This window comes from Pseudomonas sp. NFACC14, from assembly GCF_900106885.1.
Classification (GTDB): domain Bacteria; phylum Pseudomonadota; class Gammaproteobacteria; order Pseudomonadales; family Pseudomonadaceae; genus Aquipseudomonas; species Aquipseudomonas fluorescens_AA.
In genome coordinates this window covers 203,310-228,996 of record NZ_FNOA01000001.1, presented here as the reverse complement: position 1 = coordinate 228,996, position 25,687 = coordinate 203,310, and the positions used below count along the sequence as shown (strand labels likewise).

The following is a 25,687-nucleotide window of genomic DNA, read 5'->3' as shown; positions in this document are numbered from 1 at the left end:
AGCGCCAGGGCGCAGCAGGCGTGCGCCCCAACGGTATTGCGGATTACGACTTCCTGCCGCCGCCCTGGCTGCCTTTGCGGCTGGTGTCAGAGCCTTTTTGGCGATCACCGGCGTTGCCGCCCGAAGCGTGCCCGCCTTTTTTGCCGGCCTCCGATGCTTTCTCACGATCGTTGGCGAAGTTGCCTGGGTTTTTGTTTCCGCTATTAGCCATTTCGAGAATCCTCATTGTGGTTAAGCGAGCAACGTGCCTCGCATTAGTTGTGAAAGGAAAGTGGCGAAGGAAGTTTAATAAAAGCGTTTCGCTGGCGACGAATGGTCAGCGATTGAATAAAAAACTTATACAGCCGCTTCGCTTGAAACTGTACAAGTCTGAAGTGTTTATAAACACGGGGATGGAGCCTGTTTGTTTTTGTGCTTGTTGTCGCGCCGGGCACTTAACTCAGTCCTCGCCGCCGCTGACTTTCCAATGCTTGGCATCCGTTGGAAAAACCACCTGTTCGACCCGGTGCGCGATGCCGAAGGCCAGGGAATTTTCAGCCGGAATCACCCGTTCCTCGGCACACAGGCACTTGAAGATATCCAGTTGGGTGGCGGCACCGGCGGTTTCCTTGACGTAGATCTCCACGTACCGCGCCACGTCGTTGTCCAAGCTGGACAGGTACTCACGCAGGCGTGAATGGTCCACGGATTTCTGGCCGAAATACCAGTTCATCGGATGAATCAGGAACCGCGAGTGCGGGGTGGTGGTGCGGTCGCTGGCGGCCAGGAACATGACGATGCCCATCGACTCGATGTTGCCGGCATTGACCGCACGCACGGGCACTGGAAGGGACTTGATGAAGGTATAGAGCGTAAAACCGAAGTTGGTGCTGCCGCCGACGGTGGAGAGGTTGAGCATCAGCGAGTCGGCGCCTTTCTCGATGGCCTCCAGGCAGTTGTCGCGAAAGCGTTCCGTGGTGCCCTGATCGATCTGGCAATGGAAATGGACAATGTGTTCGGACATCTGAAGCTCCTGTCGATTTCACCCTTTTGAAGTCTGCGCCTGGTTGCGCCGTAGAATTGGGAGTCCGCTGGTCTGCCGATGTTCCGCCTGCTTGGCTCGTTGCGGGTGAATCGCGTTAAACCGATTGCGCCTGCTCGCATGCCTCGGCGGCTTGTGTCATCCGTTGCAAGAATAGCGTCAATCCGGCTTCTTCTTCGCTGAGGCCTTTGCGGGCCCGTGGTTTGGGCAATGCCTTCAGGGCACCGAGCAGGAAGCCTTCCACCACCGCCGGGTGGATGTAGCATTTGCGACAGACGGTCGGGGTGTTGCCCAGCTGTCGGGAGACCTGCTTGACCATCTCGGTGACGTGTCTCTTGGCTTCGGTCTCGGTTTCCCAACGCAGCGCCCGCAGCCCGGCCAGAGCGGCTGCGCTGCCGGCCCAGGTGCGGTAGTCCTTGGCGGTGAAGTCGGCGCCGGTCAGGGTCTTGAGGTAAGCGTTGATGTCCGAAGAACTGATGGCGTGGCGCTCGCCGTGTTCGTCCAGATACTGGAACAGGTTCTGCCCGGGAATCTCCTGGCAGCGCTTGATGATCCGCGCCAGGCGCCGGTCCTTCACGGTGATCTGGTGCTCGATGCCGCTTTTGCCGCGGAACTGGAAGGCGATGGCGCTGCCGTTGATCTCGACATGTTTGTTGCGCAGGGTCGTCAGGCCGTAGGAGCGATTGGTGCGGGCGTATTGGGGGTTGCCGACGCGGATCAGGGTCATGTCCAGCAGGGTGATGACCGTGGCCATGACTTTGTCGCGGCTGAAACCGGGTGTGGCGAGGATTTCTTCCAGGCGTTTGCGCAGGCGCGGCAGGGCACGTCCGAATTCCAGCATCCGCGAATACTTGTCCGCGTCGCGCACCTCACGCCAGCGCGCGTGGTAGCGGTACTGCTTGCGCCCACGGGCGTCGCGCCCGGTGGCCTGGAGATGACCCCGGGGGTCGGTGCAGATCCACACATCGGTATAGGCCGGGGGTACCGCCAGGGCATTGATACGCTGGATCTCGGCCGCGTCGGTGATGCGCTGGCCCTGCGGGTCGAAATAACAGAACTTGCCACGCAATTTCTTGCGAGTGATGCCGGGGGCGGTGTCGTCGACGTAATGCAGGTCGGCCGGCAGTGCATCCGGCGGCAGGGTGTCGGGCATGAAGAAAGTCCTTGGCAGCGAATCCGGTGGCCTGTGATCGATTGACCGCAGCCCGTTGCGGTCGTGCCAAGATTCTGCGGTTGCCCGTAACCCTTGTGGGAGCGAGCTTGCTCGCGATAGCGATGAATCAGCTTGCATCAATGCTGGATGTAGCGCCGTCATCGCGAGCAAGCTCGCTCCCACAAGGGGACTACGCCAACACCGCCACCGCCTTGATCTGCGCCCACAGCGCCAGCCCCGGCCGCAGGTTCAACTGGTCGCGGGAATAGCGGGTGATCCGCGCCAGCAGTGGAGTGCCGGCGGCTTCCAGGCGGACCAGCACATGGGCGGCGTTGTCGGCGGCCTGTTCGCTGACCACGGTCACCGGCAGGCGGTTGAGGATGCTGGTCTGGGCATCGTTCGCCAGGCTGAGGCTGACGTCCCGGGCCTGGACCTTGAAGCGCAGCGGCTGGCCGAGGGCCAGGGACGTGTGGGCGACGCGTACGGTCAGTTGGCTGTCGGGCAGGTTCAGGGTCAGTAATTGGTACGCCGGGTCATAGCCGCTGACCTTGCCCTCGATCACCACCCCGGCGTCATCCCCCAGGGCCAATGGCAGGTCGAGCCGGGCCAGGGTTTCGCCGATGGGGCCGCTGGCCTGTGCGCGGCCAGCGTCGAGCAGCACGATGTGATCGGCCAGACGCGCCACTTCGTCCTGGGAATGGCTGACATACAGCACCGGGATGTCCAGCTCATCGTGGAGTCGTTGCAGGTAAGGCAGGATTTCGTTTTTGCGTCGGCTATCGAGGGCCGCCAGCGGCTCATCCATCAGCAGCAGCCGCGGGCTGGTGAGCAAGGCACGGGCGATGCCCACCCGTTGGCGCTCGCCGCCGGAGAGGTTGTGCGGCTGGCGATCGAGCAAGTGCCCGATACCCAGCAGATCGGTGGCCTGGTCCATGTCCACTCGCCGTTGTGCCGGCGCGATGCGCTTGAGGCCGAACGCCAGGTTGGCCCGTACCGACAGATGGGCGAACAGGCTGGCCTCTTGGAACACATACCCCACCGGCCGCTTGTGGGGGGGCACGAACACGCCGTGCGCGCTGTCCTGCCACACTTGGCCGTTGACCTCGATAAAACCCCGGGCCGGCCGCTCCAACCCGGCAATGCAGCGCAGGCAGGTGGTCTTGCCGGAGCCGGAAGGCCCGTACAGGGCGGTCACGCCACGGCCTGGCAGTTGCACATCCAGGTCCAGGGAAAAAGCCCCGTGGTCGAGTTGCAAACGCGCGTTGATCATCGATCAGCCCCAACCGGAACGGGTTCGGCGGCTGGAATACAACGCCAGCAGCACCAGGAATGAAAACACCAGCATCGCCGCCGCCAGCCAGTGGGCCTGGGCATACTCCAGGGCTTCGACATGGTCATAGATCTGCACCGACACCACCCGGGTTTTCTCCGGGATGTTGCCGCCGATCATCAGCACCACGCCGAATTCGCCGACGGTGTGGGCGAAACCCAGAATCGCCGCAGTGATGAAACCAGGACGGGCCAGGGGCAGGATGACGCTGAAAAACGTATCCCAGGGCCCGGCTCGCAGGGTAGCGGCGACTTCCAGGGGGCGACTGCCAATGGCAGCGAAGGCGTTTTGCAACGGCTGCACCACAAACGGCATGGAATAGATCACCGAGCCGATCACCAGCCCGGTAAAGCTGAAGGTGAGGGTGCCCAACCCGAGGGCTTGGGTGAGCTGGCCGATCCAGCCGTTCGGCCCCAATGCCAGCAGCAGGTAAAAGCCAATCACCGTGGGCGGTAGCACCAACGGCAATGCCACCACCGCCCCCACCGGCCCGCGCAGCCAGGAGCGGGTGCGTGACAGCCACAACGCGATGGGCGTGCCGACGAGCAGCAGGATCACCGTGGTCAAGGACGCCAGCTTCAGGGTCAGCCAGATGGCGGCGTAGTCGGCGCTGGTCAGGGGCATTTAGCGTTGGTAACCGTAGGCTTGGATGATGGCAGCGGCTTTCGGGCCTTTGAGGTAATCCACCAAGGCCACGGCGGCGGGGTTGTCCCGGCCCTTGGTGAGGATCACCGCGTCCTGTTTGATCGGGTCATGCAGTTCGGCCGGGACGATCCACGCCGAACCGCCGGTGACCTTGCCGTCCTTGTAGATTTGCGACAAGGCGACGAAGCCCAGCTCGGCGTTGCCGGTGGAGACGAACTGGTAGGCCTGGGTGATGTTCTGGCCTTCGACGAGCTTGCTTTTGACCTGGGCGGTCAAGCCCAGCTTGTCCAGCACCTGGGTCGCGGCCAGGCCATAGGGCGCGGCTTTCGGGTTGGCGATGGACAGGTGTTGGAAGTCGTTGCGCTTGAGGACCTGGCCCTGGTTGTCGATATAACCGTCCTTGGCCGACCACAGCGCCAGGGTGCCGATAGCGTAGGTGAAGCGCGAGCCCTTGACGGTGTCGCCTTCGCTTTCGAGTTTGGCCGGGGTGGTGTCGTCGGCGGCGAGGAAAACCTCGAATGGCGCGCCGTTCTTGATCTGCGTGTAGAACTGCCCGGTGGCACCGTACGCCGCCACCAGTTTATGCCCGGTGTCTTTTTCGAAATCGGCGGCAATGGCCTGGATCGGCGCAGTGAAATTGGCGGCGACCGCCACCTGCACCTCGGCGGCCTGGACGGCGCCAATAGTCAGGAACGGGATCAACAGCAACGGCGCGAAGCGGGTGAGGCGCATAGATGAGTCTCCGAGGGTAGGTTCGCTATATACCGGAATATATAGCGAATGGCCGACAAACGGAACGTGGCATTTTGCCTGGGGAGCAAGGGGGTAAGCGCTGGCCCCATCGCGAGCAGGCTCGCTCCCAAAGGGGATAGGGGAGCAACCGGCAATCCGGACACACCACTGGACCTGTGGGAGCGAGCCTGCTCGCGATGGCAGCCTGACAGGCGATGACGACTGTCAGGACCGCCCGCGGTTGTTGAATCGGGCCAATGCCTCTTCAGCCAACCGCCGGGTCAGTTCGGCGCTCGTCAGCTCGCGGCCCATTGGAAACGCCTGGCCGGCCCAGAGGTTGCTGAAGTCCGCTTCGCCTTTGGCGCGCAACGGCATCAATGCGCCGCCCGCCAGGGGAAATGCCGGCGCGAGCGGGCTCATCGGTCCCACTTCGCGCATCACCCGGTTGACGATGCCCCGGGCCGGGCGGCCGGTGAACAGGTTGGTGACGGCGGTCTGGCTTTCCTTGGCCGTGCGCAACGCTCGGTGATGGGACGGGCTGATTTTCGCCTCGGGGGTGAACAGGTAGGCGCTGCCCAGTTGCACCGCCGAGGCGCCCAGGGCGAATGCCGCGACAATCCCGCGCGCATCGCCAATGCCGCCGGTGGCGATCACCGGTACCTTCACCGCATCCACCACCTGCGGCAACAAGGCAAACAGGCCGACCTGGGTGTTGAGGTCGTCGCTGAGGAACATCCCGCGATGGCCCCCGGCCTCATAGCCCATGGCGATGATCGCGTCGCAACCGTGCTGTTCGAGCCAGATGGCTTCCTCGACGGTGGTGGCCGACGAAAGGATTTTCGCCCCGGTGGCCTTTACCCGGTCCAGCAGGGATTTTTCCGGCAGGCCAAAGTGGAAACTGACCACCTTGGGACGCATCTCCTCCAACACCCGGCAGGCAGCATCATCGAAGGGGGTGCGGTTGGACACCGGGGTCGGTGCGTCGAAATCGACGCCCAGTTCCTGATAGTACGGCTTGAGCCGTTGCTTCCAGGTCTCGGCCCGCTGTTCGTCGAAGGTCGGCGGCTGGTGACAGAAAAAATTCACGTTGAACGGCTTGTCGGTCTGTTCGCTGATGGTCGTCAGTGCCTGGCGCAACTGCTCGACATCGAGCATCGCCGCCGGCATCGAACCCAGCCCGCCGGCATTGCAGGTCGCGACTACCATGGCCGGCCCGGTCACCCCGGCCAGCGGCCCCTGGATGATGGGCAGCTCGATACCGAGCAGGTCAAGAAGGCGAGTGTCTGGCCACTGGCTCATGTGCGGGTCTCCGACGGCAGAAGGAAACAGCGTTTTTAGCAGGTGTGGGCCGGCGAGGGCCAGTCGAGTTTTTCAATCGCCCGTCGTAACTTGATCCCGTCGGCGGGAGGGTTACCATGCGGCTTCAGTCATCAAGGAGCCTGACCCATGGACGTGAAACTCAAGACCGTCGAACCCTTCACCGTGGCCGGTTTGCAGGTGCGCACCCGCAACACCGACGAGCAGCAGCCCGACACGGCCAGGATCGGCCCGATGTGGCAACGGTTCTTCACCGAAGGGCTGTTCGACACGATCCCGGCCAGGCAGTCGGAGTCGTTCGTCTACGGGGTGTATTCCAATTACGAGTCCGACGCCACCGGCCACTTCGACGTGACGGCCGGGGTACAGGTGGATGCGACCAGCGCAGGCTACCCCGCCGTGGACATCGAGGGCGGGGATTACCTGGTGTTTTCGGCCAAGGGGCCGATGCCCGATTGCGTGGTCCAGACCTGGGGCCTGATCTGGGCCTACTTCGCGGATAACCCACAGACGCTGCGCCGCTTCACCACCGATTTCGAGGTCTACGGCAGCCCCGACTCGGTGGCGATCTACATCGGCGTTCAGTCCCCGGCCGAGCGCTCCAGCGCCAGCAACTGACGCTTGCGCTCCACGCCCCAGCGATAGCCCGACAGGTTGCCGTCGCTGCGCACCACCCGGTGGCAAGGGATCGCCACCGCCAGGCTGTTGGCGCCGCAGGCCTGGGCCACGGCGCGCACGGCCTTGGGCATGCCGATGCGCTGGGCGATCTCGGCGTAGCTGGCGGTGCTGCCCGCGGGAATGTCCCGCAACGCTTGCCAGACCCGTTCCTGAAAGGCGGTGCCGCGCAGGTCCAAGGGCAGGTCCAGGCCCAGGGCCGGCGCTTCGATGAAGCCCACCACCTGGGCGATCAACTGCTCGAACGCGTGGTCGGCACCGATGAGGTTGGCCCGGCGGAATTTGTCCTGCAGGTCCCGCACCAGCGCGTCCGGATCGTCTCCCAACAGGATCGCGCACACGCCACGCTCGCTTTGCGCCACCAGGATCGCCCCGAGGGAGCATTGGCCGACGGCGAAACGGATGTCGGTGTTCTGCCCGGCGGCGCGGTAGTCGGCGGGTTTCATGCCCAACACTTTGTCGGCGGCTTCATAGAAGCGGCTGTTGGAATTGAAACCGGCGTCGTACAGCGCTTCGGTGATCGTGCCGCCATCGGCCAGGCGTTCGCGCACCTTGCGTGAACGATGGGCGGCGGCATACCCCTTGGGCGTCAGGCCGGTGACTGCCTTGAAGACCCGATGAAAATGGAAGGGGCTCAAGCCGGCGCTCGTTGCCAGTTCATTCAGGCCCGGCAGTTGCTCGGCCGCCTCGATCTGCCGGCAGGCCGCCGCGACGCGGGCCGCTTGTTGGGCGGCGATCTGGGTCTGGTCCCGGGCCACGCGCTTGCTGGGACGGTAGCCGGCGGCCTGGGCCTGTTCCGGCGTGTCGAAAAATTCGACGTTGCGCGGGTTGGGCAGGCGCGACAGGCTGCTGGGGTGGCAATAGATGCCGGTGGTCTTCACGCCATAGACGAATTGCCCATCGGCGTGCGGATCCCGGGCGAGCACGGCGGCCCAGCGGGGATCCAGTTCAGGGGCAAGATTGTTCGAAGTGCTGTTCATGGTCGTTATTCCATTGGCCCGTTTTGCCTACAGTAGCGAGCCATCCAAGTGACGACACTCCGGGTCTTGCGGTTGAATTCTGCACCTTCATCCGGCGGTGCGAAACGTCAGGTTGATCCGCTGGGACCCCAGGCGCGGGTGTTGTCCTTCCTTGAGCGGCAGCACGCCGTGGTAACGCAACCGGTCCACGCCGCCCCAGACCACGATGTCACCATGGAGCAACGGGACGCGCAGGCTCTTGTCGCTGCGCTCGAAGCCGCCGAACTGGAACACCGCTGGCAAGCCCAGGGAGATCGAGACGATGGGCGCGGCGAGGGAGCGTTCGTCCTTGTCCTGGTGCAGCGACATCCGCGCGCCGGGCACGTAGCGGTTGATCAAGCAGCTGTCGGGCTCGAACTGCTCGAACTGTGCATGCCGGGCGGCGGCCTGCGCCAGTTCGCGAAACACCGCCGGCATATCGGGCCAGGGGTGGCCGGTCTGCGGGTCATGGGCGGTGTAGCGATAGCCGCTGCGGTCGGTGGTCCAGCCCAGGGCGCCGCAACTGCTCAAGGCCACCGACATGGTAAAGCCACCGGGCGTGACCATCTGCCGGAACGGCGCAGCCTGCAAGACGCTTTCCAGCGCCGGCAGCAAACGGTCGAGCCAGGGCAAGGCGAACCCACGCAGGACGAAGGATTGTTGGCCAATCTGTTCGATCTGGCCGGAGGTGGTGGGCGGCTGGTCGGCGAACAGGTCCAATGTGATCGGTGTGTCGTTACTGCGCATCATGAAAAATGATTCCCAGGGTGTGCCGCGTGATGAGGGAGCTTGCTCCCGCTCGCGTGGCGTAGGAGCTGCCGAAGGCTGCGATCTTTTGATTTTGATCTTGATCTTGATCTTTCGCTCAGGACTCAATTGTCTGGGACAAGATCGCAGCCTCGTTGCACTCGACAGCTCCTACACAGCTCCTACACAGCTTCTACATCGCAGCCCGGCGAGCACGGTGGTTACACCGGCCATGGGGGCACCTGAAATCAATCGGGGTGAGCCGTTACAGCGCTTTACTGACACTGACGTCGCTGATCACATCTTCGGTCTGGCCGTGCAACGCCTGCAAGGCCGCTCTGGCTTCTTCCTCAGTACCGGTTTCCAGTTGGGCGAATTCGAAGCGGCGTTCGCCGTTGAGCTTGTACTTGATGACATATTTGGTCGTCTGGGCCACGGTTTTGCCTTTCCTGAAAGGGCGATGCTCAGCTCAGTTTCGAGCTGGAACGCCGGATGATTTTGATCTTGTGGGTCAGGGTCGGCTTGCGCGTGACGCTGATTGCACGGCGGTTGACGGTGTCGATAGTGATGTTCCAGAAACCGGTGCTCGGCGCCGTGATCCTGGCCGGGAACGTGTCGAACGCGCCACCGTGATAGGTGTGCCGGCCGCCGTTCTTGAAGCTGCGGAAGTTGGCGTCGTTCATCAAACGGATGTTGCACATTTGGGAGCATTCGATGACGACAATGTCGTCTTCGTTCAGGTGCTCGCGCTGGTGAATGAATTTCATGGGCGCCTCCAGAAGGGCTTTTTCTACAAAATCAAAACGATAGCAAGGGGCAATGAGGCGCAGTTTATCAGCCTCGAGTGTTAATATCCGGCCCGCGCTCCAGGCTTTGTTCATTTATCGCAGGTGGCGGGGGAAAAAAAGCGGTGCGGCACCGGAGCAAAACGGCGTCTGCACTGTCGGAGGATCTTTATTGGAGGAAACATATGAAGCGCAGCGTGTGGGTGTTGGCATTGGCCATGAGTGGATGTGCATCGGTATCGGACATCAATCAGACGCCTCCCACCATGAGCGTCATCTCCGGAAAGAAACCACACGAATATGCCAAGTGCGTTGCCGACAAGCTGGCCAGCAGCCGTGGCTCGCTGCAAATGGAGCCGCACAAGAACGGCGTGCGACTGATCGTCCCGGGCAAACTGTCGTCCTTGCCGGCGGCAGTGTTCGACATTGACGAGCGTTCCAGTGGCAGCAGCATCAAGCTGCACGAAAGTATGTCCAACGTGCCGGTGCGTCCGGGCGATGTGCAGGATGCGGCCAACGCCTGTATTTCCGGCTGAACACCGTCAGCGCCTGACGAGCGGGCCGGCCATCGGATAGACTGGCGCCCTCGACAAAAAATGCCGCCACGGCAACGTTGGCGGCATTGTCATTCATGGAGTCAGTCGATGAAACGCGAGCAGGTGCGCGAGCGCCATGCAGAAGGCCTTATTTATGCCACCCACGTGATTCAGAACCCGGCGAGCCCGGGCGAATGGGTCGTGTTCTTCAAGAAAAGCGCAGGGCGCAGTTTTTTCCTGGTGGATGAGCAGGACGAAGTCGAGTCCTTCAGCCAACTCGATGACCTGATCGAGACCATACGCGGGCTGGGCATCAAGACCGCCGAGATCCACATCTAATGCCCTGTATCGCAAATACAGGACACTCGCTTATTTACAGACCACCACGACACTGCGGCTGCTGAAGTTGCCGACGTCGACGCCCAGGGTCTTCTCGCTTTCCTTGGCCTGGGGCGTGCCGTCGGTGCCGACGATGCGGTAGCCGGTGCCGGCACAGGACGCATCGGCCTTTTCATAGCAGGTCGCCCAGGAATTGGCCTCGCCCGAGCAGTCGATGGTCAAGCCCTGCTCGCCATTATCGAGATAGGTTTTTTCGGCCGAGGCACAGCCCGCCAGGGCCAGGACTGTAAACAGCGCCAGAAGTGTCTTCATGGGATCGTCATCGAGGAGGAAAGGGCAACGGCGAGATTATAGCGAATGGCCATTGCGGTACAGCTAAACCGGCCTCGTTCGATGTCCGGGCGGCATCTACTAGAGGCCGGTCTGGTTATTTCTTGCGGCGGGGGCTGCGTGCGGGGGCGCCTTCGCGTTCATTCGTCGCTGGGGCAGCGCGTTCGTCCTGGAATACCGCAGCCACTTCCACTGCCATGGCCTTGCTAGGCAAGGGACCGGCGACCTGCTCGCCGTGGTAATTGATAATCCACCACTGGCCGTCCTTGCCCTGGCTGACCGAATAACCGTTTGCGTTTCTTGCCGACATCTAACTGCCTCAATTGGCGTGATCAAGGACGCCATGATACGTCAAATGCTCGCAAACAGCGCTCACTGGCGTACAGTGGACCGCTGCAGCCATCGAAACGAAAGGCGATTGAACTATCCGCCGTTTTTTATTTCTCTATGATGGCACCGGTTGGCCAGTGCGGGCATTGTAAGGTGCCCGTCGCCTGATTAGACTGCGCCGAAACTCGTACACACCGCCTTTTCAAGGACTTATATGATCAAGAAATGCTTGTTCCCAGCAGCCGGTTACGGTACTCGCTTCCTGCCAGCGACTAAAGCCATGCCCAAAGAAATGCTGCCGGTGGTGAACAAGCCACTGATCCAGTACGGCGTCGAAGAAGCCCTCGATGCGGGCCTGACTGAAATCTCCATCGTGACTGGTCGTGGTAAACGCGCGCTGGAAGACCATTTCGACATCAGCTACGAGCTGGAAAACCAGATCAAAGGCACTGACAAGGAAAAATACCTGGTCGGCATCCGCAAACTGCTGGATGAGTGCTCGTTCTCCTACACCCGCCAGACCGAAATGAAAGGCCTGGGCCACGCGATCCTGACCGGCCGCCCATTGATCGGCGACGAACCGTTCGCCGTGGTCCTGGCGGACGACCTGTGCGTCAACCTCGAAGGCGACGGCGTCCTGACCCAGATGGTCAAGCTGTACAAGCAGTTCCGCTGCTCCATCGTGGCGATCCAGGAAGTCGATCCGCAGGAAACCAACAAGTACGGCGTGATTGCCGGCGAAATGATCCGCGACGACATCTACCGTGTTCACAGCATGGTTGAAAAACCAAAGCCTGAAGACGCACCGTCGAACCTGGCGATCATCGGTCGCTACATCCTGACCCCGGACATCTTCGACCTGATCGAGCAGACCGAGCCAGGCAAGGGCGGCGAAATCCAGATCACCGACGCCCTGATGAAACAGGCCCAGAACGGCTGTGTCATGGCCTACAAATTCAAGGGCAAGCGTTTCGACTGCGGTGGCGCCGAAGGCTACATCGACGCGACCAACTTCTGCTTCGAGAACTTCTACAAGACCGGCAAGGCTTACTGATAGCCGCCGCGCCTTGAAAAACGCCCCGACTGGTTCGGGGCGTTTTTTTGCGCGGGGAAAAATCTCTCGCACACAAGCAACACCCCTGTGGGAGCGAGCTTGCTCGCGATAGCGGTGGGCCAGCCAACCTCAATGCTGCCGATCCGACGCCATCGCGAGCAAACTCGCTCCCACAGGAATTGCGCTCAATCCAGTCTGGCTGGCTTTTTCGTTTTCCGCCCCCATAACCCACCGCAACGCTGCCTCAGGTGAAAACAGCAGGTATGCTGATGACCTGCCGAAGGAGATAAAGAATGGCCTACGATTTTGACTTGTATGTGATTGGCGCCGGTTCCGGTGGTGTGCGGGCTGCGCGGTTCGCCGCCGGTTTTGGGGCAAAGGTGGCCGTGGCGGAAAGTCGCTATCTGGGCGGGACCTGCGTCAACGTGGGCTGCGTGCCGAAAAAGCTGCTGGTCTATGGCGCGCATTACGCCGAGGACTTCGAGCAAGCGTCGGCCTATGGCTGGACGGCGGGCGAGGCGAGTTTCGACTGGGCTACGCTGATCGCCAACAAGGACCAGGAGATCAATCGCCTCAACGGCATTTACCGCAACCTGCTGGTCAACAGCGGCGTCGCGTTGCACGAAGGGCACGCCAGGCTGACCGGGCCCCATGAGGTCGAGATCAACGGCCAGCGTCACACCGCCAGGCATATCCTGATCGCCACCGGCGGCTGGCCGGTGATCCCGGACATTCCGGGGCGTGAGCACGCCATCAGCTCCAACGAGGCGTTCTTTCTCAAGGAGCTGCCCAAGCGCGTCATCGTGGTGGGCGGTGGCTACATTGCGGTGGAATTCGCCGGGATCTTCCACGGCATGGGCGCTCAGACGTCGTTGCTGTATCGCGGCGAACTGTTCCTGCGCGGTTTCGACGGTGCGGTGCGCAAGCACCTGGCCGAAGAACTGACCCGTCGTGGCCTGGACCTGCAATTCAACGCCGACATCAAATCCATCGAAAAACTGGACGACGGCAGCCTGAGGGTCGAGCTCAAGGATGGCAAAACGTTAATCACCGATTGTGTGTTCTACGCCACCGGCCGGCGACCGATGCTCGACAATCTCGGCCTGGAGAACACCACCGTCACGGTGGACGAGAAGGGTTTCGTCAAGGTCAACGAAAAATACGAGACCACCGAACCGTCGATCCTGGCCATTGGCGACGTGATCGGTCGCGTCCAGCTCACCCCTGTCGCCCTGGCCGAAGGCATGGCAGTGGCGCGGCGTCTGTTCAAGCCCGAGCAGTATCGACTGGTGGATTACCGGATGATCCCCACCGCCGTGTTCAGCCTGCCGAACATCGGCACGGTGGGCCTGACCGAGGAGCAGGCCAGGGAAGAGGGGCATGAGGTCGAGATCTTCGAAAGCCGTTTCCGGCCGATGAAGCTGAGCTTGACCGATTGCCAGGAGCGCACCCTGATGAAACTGGTGGTGGATGCTCAGACCGACAAGGTCCTGGGTTGCCATATGGTTGGCCCGGATGCCGGTGAAATCGTCCAAGGCTTGGCCATCGCCCTCAAGGCCGGCGCCAGCAAGCGCGACTTCGACGAGACCATCGGCGTGCACCCGACCGCCGCCGAAGAGTTCGTGACGATGCGTACGCCCGTCGCCTGACGCGGCCCTTAGCCGTTGTTGTAGGAGCGTAGGAGCGTAGGAGCTGACGAGTGCAACGAGGCTGCGATCTTTCCCCAGACACTTGAGCCCCAAGCGGAAAGATCGCAGCCTTCACCAGCACCTACAGATTTTTTCTATCTATATAGATTCCTGATAGCCAAAACCAATCATTCACATCAGGTTTGCCAATGAGCCAGCCGGGGGATGAGTGGTTAAGATTCCCTCCATCAACTTCTCAACCCTGATGGAGAAACATCGATGCCTATCATCAACAGCCAAGTTAAACCGTTCAACGCTACCGCCTTCAAAAACGGCGAATTCGTCCAAGTGTCGGATGCCGACCTGAAAGGCAAATGGTCTGTCGTGTTCTTCTACCCAGCTGACTTCACCTTCGTTTGCCCAACCGAGCTGGAAGACCTGGCTGACAACTACGCCGAATTCAAGAAACTGGGCGTCGAGATCTACAGCGTCTCCACCGACACTCACTTCGCCCACGCCGCCTGGCACAACACTTCGCCAGCCATCGGCAAGATCCAGTACACCATGATCGGTGACCCGACCCACGTCATCTCCCGCAACTTCGACGTGCTGATCGAAGAAGCCGGCCTGGCTGACCGCGGTACTTTCGTGATCAACCCAGAAGGCCAGATCAAGATCGTCGAGATCAACGACGGTGGTGTAGGTCGCGACGCTTCCGAGCTGCTGCGCAAGGTCAAGGCCGCTCAGTACGTTGCCGCTCACCCGGGCGAAGTCTGCCCAGCCAAGTGGAAAGAAGGCGAGGCCACCCTGGCTCCGTCCCTGGACCTGGTCGGCAAGATCTGAGTCTGTGAGTCATCCGAGGGCGATCCGCTCTTAATCAAGTAAGCCGCTTCGCCCCAAAAAACGCCCGGGCGAGATTCGCTCGGGCGTTGTTTTTTTCTGAATTCACAAAATGGAAATCGCCCGTATGTTGGACGCCAATCTTAAAGCTCAGTTGAAGTCATACCTGGAACGGGTCACCCAGCCGATCGAGATCGTCGCCTCCCTCGACGACGGTGCGAAATCCCAGGAAATGCTCGCGTTACTCCAAGAAGTCGCCAGTCTTTCCCACCAGATTACCTTGCTCGACAACGGTACCGATGGGCGCAAGCCGTCGTTTTCGTTGAACCGCCCGGGAGCCGATATCAGCCTGCGTTTTGCCGGCATTCCCATGGGCCACGAATTCACTTCGCTGGTGTTGGCCCTGTTGCAAGTCGGCGGCCACCCGTCGAAGGCCAGTGTCGAGGTCATCGAACAGATTCGCGCCCTTGAAGGCGAGTTCAACTTCGAGACGTATTTCTCGCTGTCGTGCCAGAACTGCCCGGACGTGGTCCAGGCGCTGAACCTGATGGCGGTGCTGAACCCGAACATTCGCCACGTCGCCATCGACGGCGCGCTGTTCCAGGCCGAAGTCGATGAACGCCAGATCATGGCCGTGCCCAGCATTTACCTGAACGGCGTGAACTTCGGCCAGGGCCGCATGGGCCTGGAAGAGATTCTCGCCAAGATCGACACCAGCGGCATCGAACGCCAGGCTGAGAAAATCAGCGCCAAGAATGCCTTCGATGTACTGGTGGTCGGCGGCGGACCGGCTGGCGCTTCGGCAGCGATCTACGCGGCCCGTAAAGGCATCCGCACCGGTGTGGCGGCCGAACGTTTCGGCGGCCAGGTGCTCGACACCATGGCCATCGAGAACTTCATCTCGGTCCAGGAAACCGAAGGGCCGAAACTGGCCGTTGCCCTGGAAGAACACGTCAAGCAGTACGACGTGGACATCATGAACCTGCAGCGTGCCGACGCCTTGCTGCCAGGCAAGGACGGCAGCCTGCATGAAATCAAGTTCGCCAGCGGTGCGAGCCTCAAGGCCAAGACCGTGATCCTGGCGACCGGTGCCCGCTGGCGCGAAATGAACGTGCCGGGCGAGCAGCAATATCGCAACAAGGGCGTGGCGTACTGCCCGCATTGCGACGGTCCGTTGTTCAAAGGCAAGCGCGTGGCGGTGATCGGCGGTGGTAACTCCGGCGTCGAGGCGGCGATCGACCTGGCCGGTATCGTGGCCCACGTCACCTTGCTGGAGTTCGATGTGCAATTGCGTGCCGACGCGGTGTTGCAGCGCAAGCTGCACAGTCTGCCAAACGTGACAGTGGTGACCAACGCCCAGACCACCGAGGTGACGGGGGACGGCCAGAAGGTCAATGGCTTGCGCTACAAGGACCGTCCGAGCGGTGAAGTGCGGGACGTGGAGCTGGAAGGGATCTTCGTGCAGATCGGCCTGCTGCCCAACACCGATTGGCTCAAAGGCACCGTCGAGCTGTCGCCGAGGGGAGAGATTATCGTCGATGCCCGTGGTGAGACCTCGATCCCCGGCGTGTTCGCCGCCGGTGACGTGACCACTGTGCCGTACAAGCAGATCGTGATCGCCGTGGGCGAGGGCGCCAAGGCTTCGCTGAGCGCCTTCGACCACTTGATCCGCACCTCCGCGCCGGCATAAACAGCCGAAAGCGGCAAGACAAAACCCCATGGGCCATGGCTCATGGGGTTTTTTATCGGCCATCATTCTGTGGGAGCGAGCTTGCTCGCGATGGCGGTGGATCAGCTTGCATCAATGCTGAATGTGCTGCCTCATCGCGAGCAAGCTCGCTCCCACAATGGGCATCAGTACAGCTTACAGCGGCGCCGGCTGGATGATTTCGACCCAGTAGCCATCCGGGTCCTTGATGAAGGCCAGGCTTTTCATGCGGCCATCGTTCAGGCGTTTCTGGAAGTCGCAGCCCAGTGCTTCGAAGCGCTCGCAGGCCGCGACGATGTCCGGTACCGAGATGCAGATGTGACCGAAACCGCGTGGGTCGGTGTTGCCGTTATGGTAGGCGAACGCCGGGTCACTTTCGGTGCCGTGGTTGTGGGTCAGTTCCAGGATACCGGGGATCGATTTCATCCATTCGGTACGCGCCGCCGCGTCCGCCGGGATCTGGTTCTTGTCCACCAGCGCCAGGAAGTACAGGCTGAATTCGGCTTCCGGGAAGTCGCGTTTTTCCACCAGCGAGAAACCCAGCACGCGGGTGTAGAAATCCAGGGACTTGGTGATGTCCTTGACCCGCAGCATGGTGTGGTTGAAGACGAACCTGGCCGTGGCGGCGTCAGGTTGTGCGGTGACGCCAGGGAAAGTATTGAGTTCTTGCAGGCTCATGGGCCCTCCGGAAAATAAGTGGGGCAAACGGCGTCGCAAGCGTGGTCGCGACGGTTCCTGGGCTTGCGTCAGACGGCTTCCTTGCAGGTGCGCCCATGATACGCAAGGGGCGCGGCATCGCCAAACCGCATGTGGCTATTGCCTGGTGCTGCCCCGGGCTTCAGACTTTACGATTCGTCCTCGAGTGGCCTCGCAATGATTCGACCGTTCCTTTCGCTGTTTGTCCTGCTGTTTGCCAGTGTTGCGAGTGTCGGTGGTGTCCAGGCCGCCGAACCGCAGATCCTGTGGCCCCAGGGCTGGGTCGTCGAACCGCTGCCGGCAGACGCATCGGCCTCGGTGCCACCCGGAACCCTGCGCCAACGGGCAACCAAAAGTGATCCTGCAGGCAACGCCGTGATGGTCATGGAACTGACCACCACCCCCGTCGAGCCCGATCATCAGGTCAACTTGCAAGGCGTATTGTTGGAAATGCGCAAGTCAATCCAGAAGGATTTTTTCCAAGGTGGTTACCAAAGTGTATGCACTAAGGTCCATGCCTCAATGTTGGGCGGCGTAACTGCATTGGAAACCACTTGCACGATCACGCAAAACGGACGACATGTATTGTCTCAGGCACTCGTCGCGGCACTAAATGAGGGCAAGGCTTATGTGCTGTCCTATGCAGTGCAGGCGCAGGTGTTTGTTGAAAGCCAGGATGAAATACAGTCGGTGCGAAACAGTTTGAAACTATGATGCCTCCAGCGTAATACGCCAATGGGTTTAATCCTAAAGTCCTGCCCATAAAAAAGCCCTGAGTGTTCAGGGCTTTTTTGCGTCTTGGGGGTTGTCAACCACGCAGCCAAGAATCGACGGTCGCCGCACCGTACTGTTCTTTCCAGGCTTTCAGGCCACGGTGATTGCCGCCCTTGGTCTCGATCAATTCGCCGGTGTGCGGGTTCTGGTAAACCTTCACCACTCGCGCGCGGCGTGTCTTGGTGGGCTTGGTCGATTGCAGGCTCGCCTTGGATGGGTTCGGATCGAGGATCGCGACGATGTCGCGCAGGCTCTTGCCGTAGGTTTTCATCAGTCCCTGGAGCTTTTCCTCGAATTCGATTTCCTTCTTGAGCCCGGCATCGTTCTTCAGCGATTCCAGCGCCTTGAGCTGTTCTTGAAGGGCCTTTTCGGCTGCACGAAATTCAGCGAGTCTGGACAAAATGATTACTCCAATCAAAATATTTGGCTGATACCAACCGCAAACAAAGCTATAAGCCAAGCGCCTTGAAGCGACTCGGTGTTAATGACTCTCTCCTGTTATGTGGCACAGGTAGAAAAATTGTAGTAGTTAATCCAGAAAGTGTAAATCGTAACTTTTTCGTTATGTAACAACAGCAAGCGCTTTTATCAATTGGCAGGACATCGTCAATAGATCGACGGCAGTTAACTGCCATTAGTGCCGGTCAAGGTCTCGACGAATGCCTGACCGCTCATCGGTTGGCCAAATAGATAGCCTTGTAGAAAGTTCACCCCATGGGCGCTCAGGTAGTCGCTTTGTTCGACGGTTTCGACACCCTCGGCAACCATATCCAGGTCCAACTTGCCCGACAGTTCGATGATGCTATCGAGGAGGTGGCGCGACAGGGCGTCGGCACCGATCATCGAGACAAAACTCTGGTCGATCTTCAGGTAGTCCACATTGAACTGGCGCAAGTACGCCAGGCTGGAATGACCGGTGCCGAAATCGTCGAGGGCGATCTTGACGCCCAAATTCCTCAGTTGGTCGAACAGTTGCCGGGTCACGGGCGTCGGTTCGATCAGCTCGCGCTCGGTCAACTCCAACACCAGGGTCATCGCACCCGGCGCGAAGGCATTGAGGAACTCGCGGCAATCGTCCACCAGCGCCAGATCCTGGCAGTGGCGGGCGGTGATGTTGATGCCGACATGAAACGGCGCTTCGAGTCGAGGCGCAAGCGGCACCAGCAGGTGCATGGTTTGCTGCATCAGCGCACGGGTCATCGGCACGATCACGCCACTGTGTTCGGCGAAGGGGATGAACAGATCCGGGCGGACCAGGCCTTCCTTGGGATGGTTCCAGCGCATCAGCACCTCGACGCCGGCCCAGCGTTTGCTGTCGCTGTGCACGACCGGTTGCAGGTAGGGCACGAACTCGCCGGCTTCCAGCGCCCGTTGCAATTCACGGCTGGGAGACGAGGCGCGCTGTTGCAGCCAGTGTCCGAGTGTCCCGGCCACAACGCCGAAGAAGACCAGCAGGCTGAGCAGTGGCGGATATTCCCTGGCCATGTAGCGCCAGGTTTCACCCTCGTCGAATCCGGCTTCCACATTGAAGGCGTAGCGCGCTGAACCCAGTTCGGTCTGGGCCACCGGCGACCCGGGCAAGGGCGCTGGCCGGACCTTGCCATCCGCCGCCAGCCAATTCGGCCCGACTTGGAGCCGCAGCCGGGCCTGGCGGCCGATCAGGCGCAGGACGTTGGCCAGGTGGTACCCGTCAAGGGTGGCCAGGGCGCCTTGCCGGCCCTCATTGAGCCGGTAGATCAGCAACGCGGTGTCCGGCGTCACCGGGTTGCCGTCCAGGAGCCACAGCCTGCCCTGGTGATAGTCGCTCGGGTTGACGCGTTCCTCGAACGCCCCGAACAGCGAGCTGCAATAGAGGTTGTTGTCCCAGATCAGGTTGGTCGAGCGGACAAAGGGCCGGCGCGTCACCTGTTCGCGCAAGGCCAGCTTCACCACTTCGCAGGGCTGGCCGGCCAGGGGCAATAGTTCACGGGCCGCCAACGCGGTGTTGTCGAGCATCAGTTCGATCTGCCTGACCGACTCCTCGGCGGTCTGCAGGGCGTGTTGCGCCAGCGTCCGTTCGGCTTGCATGTACAAAATGACCAGCCCTGACAGGATCGGCACCAGACCGCAAAGCAGGGTGACCAGAAAGCGACGGGACCGGGCGTGCGAGCGGGTGGCGGTCAAGGGCATCGGCACAACCTGAGGAAAAGGGGATGAGGGAAGCGTCAGATGCCGACCATGATAGATGGCCTGTCGGTGACTTGCCTGTCTGTGGGCAGGCCCGCAATTGTTGCAAGCTGACCCACCGCCATCGCGAGCAAGCTCGCTCCCACAGGGAGCCTGCGGCGCTCACGCCCATACTGTGGGAGCGAGCTTGCTCGCGATGACGTCGTGACATTCAATCTCGATGCAAGCTGACTCGCCGACATCGCGAGCAAGCCCGGCCCCACAGAGGCTCATGACTGTCGAGCCAGCTCGATGAACGCCAGGGTCGCGGGCGAGGCCTGGCGGCTGTCCAATACCGCCAGGCCGATCTGGCGCGGCACCCGCGGCGACAGGGGCCGGGCGACGTAACCGGGATTTCCATCGTCCGGCAACGACCCTTCGGACACCACGCTCACCGCCTCGCCACGCCTGACGACATCCAGGGTGCTGAGCAACTGCGAACAACGAAAACGCACGTTCGGTGTCAGCCGGGCGGCATTGAACAGGCGCGTGACCAGCTCCGACGATCCCGCCTCGGTGTGCACGAAGGGGTCGTTGCACAGGTCCTTGAGGCTCAGGCTGGCCTGGGCGGCGAGGGGGTGTGAGGCGGGCAGCAGGGCGACCATCTGATCTTCCAGCAACGCGAACGTATCGAAACGCTCCTCGGGCAGCACCACGAAACCGACGTCGATCCGCCGTTCGTCCAGCCATTGGACGACCTGCCTGTCGGGCCCTTCGTCGATGTGCACTTCGATCCCGGGATGCAAGGCTCGATAGCGCCGCAGGATTCCGGGCAACACTTTCATCGATGACGTCGGCCCGAACGAGCCGATGCGCAAGGTACCTCGGCGCATGCCCCGGGCATCGGCGGCTTCCTGACGCAAGGTGTTGGCCAGCCCGAGCATGGCCCGGGCCCGCAGCAGCAACTGCTGGCCAATGTCGCTGAGCTCCACAACCGAATGGTGGCGCCTGAGCAATTCCACGCCCAACTCTTGTTCCAGGGATTTAATGGCGTGGGACACCGCGGACTGGCCAATGCCCAAGCGCGTGGCCGCGGCGGTGAAACCTCGCAGCTCGGCGACCAGGGAGAAGATTTCGAGTTGAGTGAGGGTCATGAGTGATCGCTCATTTTACGATGACAATACATGAGCCAGATAATGAGGTATCTGACTTGAATCAGGAAGCAGCACAACACCTGTAGCGAGGTCGCAACCTGTGGGAGCAAAGCTTGCTCGCGATGAACGATGACTCGGTTTGCCTGCTGAGTCGCGCCGCCTTCATCGCGAGCAAGCTTTGCTCCCACAATTAATCCCCCCGCCACAGGTTTTGCGTTGTTCTCATTAGCGTGCGGTGGTGAAACCATGAAAACCCTCGAACAAACCGTCCCGATCCCGTCGGACCTGCCGGTCTACCTGAAGCTCGCCATGGTCACCATGATCTGGGGCGGGACCTTCGTGGCCGGCCGGATCCTTGCCGATGCCCTGGCGCCGATGTTTGCCGCCAGCCTGCGGTTCCTGCTGGCGAGTCTCGCGCTGCTGGCGTTTCTCGCCCTGGCCGGGATCCCGCTGGCCAGGCCCACTGTGAAGCAGGGGCTGCAATTGGCGGCGCTGGGGTTCTTCGGCATCTTTTTCTACAACCTGTGCTTCTTCTATGGCTTGCAGTACATCAATGCGTCGCGGGCTTCGCTGATCGTGGCCTTGAACCCGGCGGTGATCGGGCTGGCGTCCTGGTGGTTGTTCAAGGAGCGGCTCAGCCGCCTGAAAGGGGCGGGCATCGTGCTGTGCATTGGCGGGGCGGGGTTGGTGATTGTCAGTCGTGATCCGTCCTTGTTGCAAGGCGCGACGCAGGGCTGGATCGGCGACCTGTTGATTTTTGGCTGCGTGCTGGGCTGGGGCGTCTATTCGCTGTTTTCGAAAAAACTCAATGACAGCCTCGGTCCCTTGCAGACCGTGACCTGGTCGATTCTGCTGGGCACGCTGATGTTGTGGCTGACCTGCGCGGCGGCGGGCGAGGTTCGGCTCGACGCCCTGCGCGCGTTGGACATGGAACAATGGCTGAGCCTGTTGTACCTCGGCGTGCTGGGCTCGGCCCTGGCCTATATCGCCTGGTATGACGGCATTCGCCGGATCGGCGCGACCCGCTCTGGCGTATTCATCGCGCTCAACCCGCTGACGGCGGTGCTGCTGGGAGCGCTGCTGCTGGACGAACGGCTCACGGCCTTGATGTGCGTCGGCGGGGGCGTGATCCTGGTGGGTATTTTTCTGTGCAACAAACCCCTTGCGCGGTCGAAGGAAAAGGCGATTTGATACAGAAGGCGGACAAATCCGGTTACGCTGTGTAGAATCGATTTACGCATATAAGAATAACGTCTTCTGGCAGCAGAAGCCTCGCCCGCGAGAGCCTTGGGTCGACAATGAAGATACTTGGGTTTCAACTGATCTACGGCGATTTCCTCGCCCGCAGCGTTCGTGGTATTTCCTGCGCGCCGCCCCGTGTCCCCAGCATTGCCTGCAACTAACGTTTTTTTGTTAATTGACCAGAATGATGAGGCGCCGACATGGCAGATCTATACGAAAACCCCATGGGCCTGATGGGCTTCGAGTTCATTGAGTTCGCATCCCCGACCCCCAACACCCTGGAGCCGATCTTCGAGATCATGGGCTTCACCAAAGTGGCCACCCACCGCTCCAAGGATGTGCACCTGTATCGCCAGGGCGCGATCAACCTGATCCTCAACAACGAACCCCACAGCGTGGCCTCGTATTTTGCCGCCGAGCACGGCCCGTCGGTGTGCGGCATGGCATTCCGGGTCAAGGATTCGCAACTGGCCTACAAGCGCGCCCTGGAACTCGGCGCCCAGCCGATCCACATCGAGACCGGCCCGATGGAGCTGAACCTTCCGGCCATCAAGGGCATCGGCGGCGCGCCGCTGTACCTGATCGACCGTTTTGGCGAAGGCAGCTCGATCTATGACATCGATTTCGTATTCCTCGAAGGTGTGGACCGCAACCCGGTGGGCGCGGGCCTGAAAATCATCGATCACCTGACCCACAACGTGTACCGCGGGCGCATGGCCTACTGGGCCGGCTTCTACGAGAAGTTGTTCAACTTCCGTGAGATCCGTTACTTCGACATCAAGGGCGAATACACCGGCCTGACCTCCAAGGCCATGACCGCCCCGGATGGCATGATCCGCATCCCGTTGAACGAAGAGTCGTCCAAGGGCGCCGGGCAAATCGAAGAGTTCCTGATGCAGTTCAACGGCGAAGGCATCCAGCACGTGGCTTTCCTCACCGATGACCTGATCAAGACCTGGGACCACTTGAAAAGCATCGGCATGCGCTTCATGACCGCGCCGCCGGACACCTACTACGAAATGCTCGAAGGCCGCCTGCCGAACCACGGCGAACCAGTGAATGAACTGCAATCGCGGGGCATATTGCTCGATGGTGCTTCCGAACAGGGTGATAAGCGCCTGCTGCTGCAGATCTTCTCGGAAACCCTGATGGGGCCGGTGTTCTTCGAATTCATCCAGCGCAAGGGCGACGACGGCTTTGGCGAAGGCAACTTCAAGGCGTTGTTCGAGTCCATCGAGCGCGACCAGGTGCGTCGGGGCGTGCTGGCGACCGAGTAACACCTGACCCATGAAAAAGCCCGCCCGGCAGTGATGTCGGGCGGGCTTTTTATTGAACGATGCAGAGCCTGTGGGAGCGAGCTTGCTCGCGATAGCGGTGGGTCAGCTTGTATCGATATTGGCTGATCCGCCGCCATCGCGAGCAAGCTCGCTCCCACAGGGGGTGGCGTTGGCCTCAAGCCCTGCGCCGTTGCCGCACCAGGTGCTTGAAGCCTTCGAACACCAACACCGCCACGGCCATCCAGATGGGGATGTAGGTCAGCCATTCAGCGGCCTCGATGCTTTCGCCCAACAGCAGCGCAACGCCCAGCAGCAGGACCGGTTCGACGTAGCTCAACAAGCCGAACAGGCTGAACGGCAGCAGCCGGCTGGCAACGATATAGGACACCAGCGCGCTGACGCTGATCACCCCGAGCAACGGGATCAGCAGCGACAGCCGCGGGTATTGATCGAACACGTTGAAACCCTGTTCACCGCTTTGCACGAACCACAGCGCCACGGGCAGCATCAGGGTCATGTCCAGCCAGAGCCCGCCGAGGTTGTCGGTCTTGATGCGTTTGCGCAGGATGAAATAGATCGGGTAGCCGATCACCACCAGCAAGGTTGCCCAGGAAAAACCACCCACCCGGTACAACTCGTTGAACACGCCAAGGGTGGCGAAGAACACGGCGACTTTCTGCAGGTAGGACAGGCGCTCGCCATAGACGATGCGCCCGGTCAGGACCATCGACAGCGGCAGCAGGAAGTACCCCAGCGACACGTCCAGGCTGTAGCCATTGAGCGGCGCCCACATGAACAGCCATAGCTGCGCGCCCATCAGCACCGAAGAGAGGATTGCCGCAATCAATAGCCTTGGCGTGGCGACCAGGCGTTGGATCAGCGCCGTGACCAGGTGCCAGTCCCGCGTCACCAGCAGGAAGGCGGTCATGCATGGCATCGTCAGCAGCATGCGCCAGCCGAAGATCTCCACGCCGCTCAGGGGGGAGAGCAATGAGGTGTAGTAGTACATGACGGCGAACAGCACAGAGGCCGAGACCGATAGAGCGATGCCTTTGGACACGGTGATTCTCTTGAGGGCGATCAATCAACCCAAACTGTTGGCTGGCAAGGTTATCCAGGGGAGCAAGTGTGTGGGAGCAAGGCTTGCCCGCGATGGCGGCGCTGCGGTTGAACGGTTGAACCGCGTTATCGTTCATCGCGGGCAAGCCTTGCTCCCACGGGCACTCGCCCCGGCACGAAATGACTCACATCATTGAACCCCGGTGTCGACGCATGCCCCGGCGTCACCAGCGAATCGATGAAGGCTTCATCTTCCGCGCTGATCTTCACCGCCTGCGCCTTGATGTACGAATCCCACTGCTCCTCGGTGCGCGGCCCGACGATGGCCGAGGTCACGGCGCTGTTGTTCAGCACCCAGGCGATGGCGAACTCGACGATGCCCACGCCCCGGCCCTGGGTGTATTGCAGGATCTGCTGGGCAATGCGCAGGGACTCGACCCGCCATTCGGTTTCCAGGATGCGTTTGTCCTGGCGCCCGGCACGGCTGTTGGCGTCCGGCGCCACATCCGGCGCGTACTTGCCGCTGAGTACGCCGCGGGCCAGCGGGCTGAACGGCACCACGCCAAGGCCGTAGTTCTGCGCGGCGGTGATCTGCTCGGTTTCCGCCTGGCGGTTGACGATGTTGTACAGCGGTTGGCTGATCACCGGTCGGTCGATGCCCAGGCTGTCGGCGATCCGGATCACTTCGGCGATGCGCCAGCCACGGTAGTTCGACAGGCCCCAATAGCGGATCTTGCCCTGGCGAATCAAGTCGCCGATGGCCGACACGGTGACGTGCAGCGGGGTGTTGTGGTCTTCGCGGTGCAGGTAATAGATGTCCAGGTAATCGGTGCCCAGGCGCGTCAGGCTGGCCTCGATGCCATTGAACAGGTGCTTGCGGCTCAGGCCGCTGCGGTTGGGCACGCCGTCCGGCGGGCCGAAGCCGACCTTGGTGGCCAGCACCCATTCGTGGCGGTGACGGGCGATCGCCTCGCCGACGATTTCCTCGGAGCGGCCGTTGGTGTAGACGTCCGCGGTGTCGATGAAATTGATGCCCTGGTCCCAGGCCTTGTCGATGATCCGCAGGGAATCCTCGGTGCTGGTCTGTTCGCCGAACATCATCGTGCCCAGGGTCAACGTCGAGACTTGCAACCCGGAATGGCCTAGCGTGCGGTAGCTCATGACAAGATCCT

At 61.3% G+C, this 25,687-nt stretch carries 29 protein-coding genes; 10 read left to right on the top strand and 19 right to left on the bottom strand.

Annotation, left to right across the window (positions count from 1 at the left end; translation table 11 throughout):
• Window positions 1-43: 43 nt before the first annotated feature.
• The 7 genes from BLU85_RS01065 to BLU85_RS01035 all read right to left on the bottom strand — a co-directional run bounded on the left by BLU85_RS01065 (window position 44) and on the right by BLU85_RS01035 (window position 6,180).
• Entirely contained in the window at window positions 44-211 is a 168-nt protein-coding gene (locus BLU85_RS01065) for a con-10 family general stress protein (protein ID WP_072406624.1), read from the bottom strand.
• A 228-nt stretch (window positions 212-439) separates the two neighbouring features.
• Window positions 440-1,003, bottom strand: coding sequence for an ATP-dependent Clp protease proteolytic subunit (locus BLU85_RS01060; protein WP_092196664.1), 564 nt, complete (start codon window positions 1,001-1,003; stop codon window positions 440-442).
• 115 nt (window positions 1,004-1,118) lie between these two features.
• The gene (locus BLU85_RS01055; RefSeq protein ID WP_092196660.1) at window positions 1,119-2,174 is read right to left on the bottom strand and encodes a DNA topoisomerase IB; all 1,056 of its coding nucleotides are present in this window, start codon (window positions 2,172-2,174) and stop codon (window positions 1,119-1,121) included.
• A 190-nt stretch (window positions 2,175-2,364) separates the two neighbouring features.
• Window positions 2,365-3,444: a molybdenum ABC transporter ATP-binding protein gene (gene modC / locus BLU85_RS01050; protein WP_092196657.1), complete on the bottom strand. Its 1,080-nt coding sequence runs from the start codon at window positions 3,442-3,444 to the stop codon at window positions 2,365-2,367.
• A 3-nt stretch (window positions 3,445-3,447) separates the two neighbouring features.
• Entirely contained in the window at window positions 3,448-4,128 is a 681-nt protein-coding gene (gene modB / locus BLU85_RS01045; RefSeq protein WP_092196654.1) for a molybdate ABC transporter permease subunit, read from the bottom strand.
• Window positions 4,129-4,881, bottom strand: a complete 753-nt coding sequence (gene modA, locus BLU85_RS01040; RefSeq protein WP_092196651.1) for a molybdate ABC transporter substrate-binding protein — start codon at window positions 4,879-4,881, stop codon at window positions 4,129-4,131. It lies immediately after the preceding gene.
• A gap of 225 nt (window positions 4,882-5,106) precedes the next feature.
• Entirely contained in the window at window positions 5,107-6,180 is a 1,074-nt protein-coding gene (locus tag BLU85_RS01035) for an NAD(P)H-dependent flavin oxidoreductase (protein ID WP_092196648.1), read from the bottom strand.
• 147 nt (window positions 6,181-6,327) lie between these two features.
• On the opposite strand from BLU85_RS01035, the gene BLU85_RS01030 reads away from it, so the two are divergent.
• Complete coding sequence (locus BLU85_RS01030; RefSeq protein WP_060741664.1) at window positions 6,328-6,816, top strand: GyrI-like domain-containing protein; 489 nt, start codon at window positions 6,328-6,330, stop codon at window positions 6,814-6,816.
• On the opposite strand, the gene ada is transcribed toward BLU85_RS01030, so the two are convergent.
• The 4 genes from ada to BLU85_RS01010 form a co-directional block, all read right to left on the bottom strand.
• Window positions 6,780-7,853 (bottom strand): bifunctional DNA-binding transcriptional regulator/O6-methylguanine-DNA methyltransferase Ada, encoded by a 1,074-nt coding sequence (gene ada, locus BLU85_RS01025; RefSeq protein ID WP_092196645.1) that lies wholly within the window; start codon window positions 7,851-7,853, stop codon window positions 6,780-6,782. The genes BLU85_RS01030 and ada overlap by 37 nt on opposite strands.
• Before the next feature lie 87 nt (window positions 7,854-7,940).
• Window positions 7,941-8,621, bottom strand: coding sequence for a DNA oxidative demethylase AlkB (gene alkB, locus BLU85_RS01020; protein WP_092196642.1), 681 nt, complete (start codon window positions 8,619-8,621; stop codon window positions 7,941-7,943).
• 262 nt (window positions 8,622-8,883) lie between these two features.
• A complete protein-coding gene (locus BLU85_RS31045; RefSeq protein WP_092196639.1) occupies window positions 8,884-9,054 on the bottom strand; it encodes a hypothetical protein in 171 nt (56 codons plus the stop codon).
• A 28-nt stretch (window positions 9,055-9,082) separates the two neighbouring features.
• Window positions 9,083-9,385 (bottom strand): DUF1883 domain-containing protein, encoded by a 303-nt coding sequence (locus BLU85_RS01010; RefSeq protein ID WP_003182962.1) that lies wholly within the window; start codon window positions 9,383-9,385, stop codon window positions 9,083-9,085.
• 203 nt (window positions 9,386-9,588) lie between these two features.
• On the opposite strand from BLU85_RS01010, the gene BLU85_RS01005 reads away from it, so the two are divergent.
• Both BLU85_RS01005 and BLU85_RS01000 read left to right on the top strand, forming a co-directional pair.
• On the top strand, window positions 9,589-9,939 hold the full coding sequence (locus tag BLU85_RS01005; RefSeq protein ID WP_092196636.1) for a hypothetical protein: 351 nt from the start codon (window positions 9,589-9,591) through the stop codon (window positions 9,937-9,939).
• 108 nt (window positions 9,940-10,047) lie between these two features.
• On the top strand, window positions 10,048-10,278 hold the full coding sequence (locus BLU85_RS01000; protein ID WP_060741667.1) for a hypothetical protein: 231 nt from the start codon (window positions 10,048-10,050) through the stop codon (window positions 10,276-10,278).
• Between the two features lie 30 nt (window positions 10,279-10,308).
• Here the strand turns inward: BLU85_RS01000 and BLU85_RS00995 are convergent, their stop codons facing one another.
• Window positions 10,309-10,590 carry a hypothetical protein gene (locus BLU85_RS00995; RefSeq protein ID WP_092196633.1) on the bottom strand — a complete coding sequence of 94 codons (282 nt, stop codon included), beginning with the start codon at window positions 10,588-10,590 and terminating at the stop codon, window positions 10,309-10,311.
• 115 nt (window positions 10,591-10,705) lie between these two features.
• Entirely contained in the window at window positions 10,706-10,918 is a 213-nt protein-coding gene (locus BLU85_RS00990; protein ID WP_092196630.1) for a hypothetical protein, read from the bottom strand.
• Window positions 10,919-11,152: 234 nt separating this feature from the next.
• Here BLU85_RS00990 and galU point away from each other — a divergent pair, with 234 nt between their 5' ends.
• The 4 genes from galU to ahpF all read left to right on the top strand — a co-directional run bounded on the left by galU (window position 11,153) and on the right by ahpF (window position 16,150).
• Window positions 11,153-11,992, top strand: coding sequence for a UTP--glucose-1-phosphate uridylyltransferase GalU (gene galU, locus BLU85_RS00985; protein WP_003182953.1), 840 nt, complete (start codon window positions 11,153-11,155; stop codon window positions 11,990-11,992).
• Between the two features lie 293 nt (window positions 11,993-12,285).
• On the top strand, window positions 12,286-13,641 hold the full coding sequence (gene gorA, locus BLU85_RS00980; protein WP_092196627.1) for a glutathione-disulfide reductase: 1,356 nt from the start codon (window positions 12,286-12,288) through the stop codon (window positions 13,639-13,641).
• Window positions 13,642-13,899: 258 nt separating this feature from the next.
• The gene (ahpC, locus tag BLU85_RS00975) at window positions 13,900-14,463 is read left to right on the top strand and encodes an alkyl hydroperoxide reductase subunit C (RefSeq protein WP_092196623.1); all 564 of its coding nucleotides are present in this window, start codon (window positions 13,900-13,902) and stop codon (window positions 14,461-14,463) included.
• A 124-nt stretch (window positions 14,464-14,587) separates the two neighbouring features.
• Window positions 14,588-16,150: an alkyl hydroperoxide reductase subunit F gene (ahpF, locus tag BLU85_RS00970; RefSeq protein ID WP_092196619.1), complete on the top strand. Its 1,563-nt coding sequence runs from the start codon at window positions 14,588-14,590 to the stop codon at window positions 16,148-16,150.
• Window positions 16,151-16,324: 174 nt separating this feature from the next.
• On the opposite strand, the gene gloA is transcribed toward ahpF, so the two are convergent.
• Window positions 16,325-16,846 (bottom strand): lactoylglutathione lyase, encoded by a 522-nt coding sequence (gene gloA, locus BLU85_RS00965; RefSeq protein WP_092196616.1) that lies wholly within the window; start codon window positions 16,844-16,846, stop codon window positions 16,325-16,327.
• A gap of 195 nt (window positions 16,847-17,041) precedes the next feature.
• Here gloA and BLU85_RS00960 point away from each other — a divergent pair, with 195 nt between their 5' ends.
• Window positions 17,042-17,578 (top strand): DUF4946 domain-containing protein, encoded by a 537-nt coding sequence (locus tag BLU85_RS00960; RefSeq protein WP_092196613.1) that lies wholly within the window; start codon window positions 17,042-17,044, stop codon window positions 17,576-17,578.
• Window positions 17,579-17,672: 94 nt separating this feature from the next.
• Here the strand turns inward: BLU85_RS00960 and BLU85_RS00955 are convergent, their stop codons facing one another.
• From BLU85_RS00955 to BLU85_RS00945, 3 genes are all read right to left on the bottom strand, one after another.
• Window positions 17,673-18,038, bottom strand: coding sequence for a histone-like nucleoid-structuring protein, MvaT/MvaU family (locus BLU85_RS00955; RefSeq protein WP_092196610.1), 366 nt, complete (start codon window positions 18,036-18,038; stop codon window positions 17,673-17,675).
• Between the two features lie 224 nt (window positions 18,039-18,262).
• On the bottom strand, window positions 18,263-19,807 hold the full coding sequence (locus BLU85_RS00950) for an EAL domain-containing protein (RefSeq protein ID WP_092196606.1): 1,545 nt from the start codon (window positions 19,805-19,807) through the stop codon (window positions 18,263-18,265).
• A 266-nt stretch (window positions 19,808-20,073) separates the two neighbouring features.
• Window positions 20,074-20,937 carry a LysR family transcriptional regulator gene (locus BLU85_RS00945; protein ID WP_092196603.1) on the bottom strand — a complete coding sequence of 288 codons (864 nt, stop codon included), beginning with the start codon at window positions 20,935-20,937 and terminating at the stop codon, window positions 20,074-20,076.
• 246 nt (window positions 20,938-21,183) lie between these two features.
• Here BLU85_RS00945 and BLU85_RS00940 point away from each other — a divergent pair, with 246 nt between their 5' ends.
• Complete coding sequence (locus BLU85_RS00940; protein WP_092196601.1) at window positions 21,184-22,128, top strand: DMT family transporter; 945 nt, start codon at window positions 21,184-21,186, stop codon at window positions 22,126-22,128.
• Window positions 22,129-22,379: 251 nt separating this feature from the next.
• Window positions 22,380-23,456 (top strand): 4-hydroxyphenylpyruvate dioxygenase, encoded by a 1,077-nt coding sequence (hppD, locus tag BLU85_RS00935; RefSeq protein WP_060741677.1) that lies wholly within the window; start codon window positions 22,380-22,382, stop codon window positions 23,454-23,456.
• Between the two features lie 175 nt (window positions 23,457-23,631).
• On the opposite strand, the gene rarD is transcribed toward hppD, so the two are convergent.
• Both rarD and BLU85_RS00925 read right to left on the bottom strand, forming a co-directional pair.
• Complete coding sequence (gene rarD, locus BLU85_RS00930; protein ID WP_092196598.1) at window positions 23,632-24,516, bottom strand: EamA family transporter RarD; 885 nt, start codon at window positions 24,514-24,516, stop codon at window positions 23,632-23,634.
• 125 nt (window positions 24,517-24,641) lie between these two features.
• Window positions 24,642-25,676 carry an aldo/keto reductase gene (locus BLU85_RS00925; RefSeq protein WP_092196595.1) on the bottom strand — a complete coding sequence of 345 codons (1,035 nt, stop codon included), beginning with the start codon at window positions 25,674-25,676 and terminating at the stop codon, window positions 24,642-24,644.
• Between the last annotated feature and the right edge of the window lie 11 nt (window positions 25,677-25,687).

Bases quoted from the DNA above. Each gene is read 5' to 3' on its own strand.
- BLU85_RS01065 (WP_072406624.1), bottom strand. From the start codon at position 211: ATGGCTAATAGCGGAAACAAAAACCCAGGCAACTTCGCCAACGATCGT.
- BLU85_RS01060 (WP_092196664.1), bottom strand. From the start codon at position 1,003: ATGTCCGAACACATTGTCCATTTCCATTGCCAGATCGATCAGGGCACC.
- BLU85_RS01055 (WP_092196660.1), bottom strand. From the start codon at position 2,174: ATGCCCGACACCCTGCCGCCGGATGCACTGCCGGCCGACCTGCATTAC.
- modC (WP_092196657.1), bottom strand. From the start codon at position 3,444: ATGATCAACGCGCGTTTGCAACTCGACCACGGGGCTTTTTCCCTGGAC.
- modB (WP_092196654.1), bottom strand. From the start codon at position 4,128: ATGCCCCTGACCAGCGCCGACTACGCCGCCATCTGGCTGACCCTGAAG.
- modA (WP_092196651.1), bottom strand. From the start codon at position 4,881: ATGCGCCTCACCCGCTTCGCGCCGTTGCTGTTGATCCCGTTCCTGACT.
- BLU85_RS01035 (WP_092196648.1), bottom strand. From the start codon at position 6,180: ATGAGCCAGTGGCCAGACACTCGCCTTCTTGACCTGCTCGGTATCGAG.
- BLU85_RS01030 (WP_060741664.1), top strand. From the start codon at position 6,328: ATGGACGTGAAACTCAAGACCGTCGAACCCTTCACCGTGGCCGGTTTG.
- ada (WP_092196645.1), bottom strand. From the start codon at position 7,853: ATGAACAGCACTTCGAACAATCTTGCCCCTGAACTGGATCCCCGCTGG.
- alkB (WP_092196642.1), bottom strand. From the start codon at position 8,621: ATGATGCGCAGTAACGACACACCGATCACATTGGACCTGTTCGCCGAC.
- BLU85_RS01010 (WP_003182962.1), bottom strand. From the start codon at position 9,385: ATGAAATTCATTCACCAGCGCGAGCACCTGAACGAAGACGACATTGTC.
- BLU85_RS01005 (WP_092196636.1), top strand. From the start codon at position 9,589: ATGAAGCGCAGCGTGTGGGTGTTGGCATTGGCCATGAGTGGATGTGCA.
- BLU85_RS01000 (WP_060741667.1), top strand. From the start codon at position 10,048: ATGAAACGCGAGCAGGTGCGCGAGCGCCATGCAGAAGGCCTTATTTAT.
- BLU85_RS00995 (WP_092196633.1), bottom strand. From the start codon at position 10,590: ATGAAGACACTTCTGGCGCTGTTTACAGTCCTGGCCCTGGCGGGCTGT.
- BLU85_RS00990 (WP_092196630.1), bottom strand. From the start codon at position 10,918: ATGTCGGCAAGAAACGCAAACGGTTATTCGGTCAGCCAGGGCAAGGAC.
- galU (WP_003182953.1), top strand. From the start codon at position 11,153: ATGATCAAGAAATGCTTGTTCCCAGCAGCCGGTTACGGTACTCGCTTC.
- gorA (WP_092196627.1), top strand. From the start codon at position 12,286: ATGGCCTACGATTTTGACTTGTATGTGATTGGCGCCGGTTCCGGTGGT.
- ahpC (WP_092196623.1), top strand. From the start codon at position 13,900: ATGCCTATCATCAACAGCCAAGTTAAACCGTTCAACGCTACCGCCTTC.
- ahpF (WP_092196619.1), top strand. From the start codon at position 14,588: ATGTTGGACGCCAATCTTAAAGCTCAGTTGAAGTCATACCTGGAACGG.
- gloA (WP_092196616.1), bottom strand. From the start codon at position 16,846: ATGAGCCTGCAAGAACTCAATACTTTCCCTGGCGTCACCGCACAACCT.
- BLU85_RS00960 (WP_092196613.1), top strand. From the start codon at position 17,042: ATGATTCGACCGTTCCTTTCGCTGTTTGTCCTGCTGTTTGCCAGTGTT.
- BLU85_RS00950 (WP_092196606.1), bottom strand. From the start codon at position 19,807: ATGCCCTTGACCGCCACCCGCTCGCACGCCCGGTCCCGTCGCTTTCTG.
- BLU85_RS00945 (WP_092196603.1), bottom strand. From the start codon at position 20,937: ATGACCCTCACTCAACTCGAAATCTTCTCCCTGGTCGCCGAGCTGCGA.
- BLU85_RS00940 (WP_092196601.1), top strand. From the start codon at position 21,184: ATGAAAACCCTCGAACAAACCGTCCCGATCCCGTCGGACCTGCCGGTC.
- hppD (WP_060741677.1), top strand. From the start codon at position 22,380: ATGGCAGATCTATACGAAAACCCCATGGGCCTGATGGGCTTCGAGTTC.
- BLU85_RS00925 (WP_092196595.1), bottom strand. From the start codon at position 25,676: ATGAGCTACCGCACGCTAGGCCATTCCGGGTTGCAAGTCTCGACGTTG.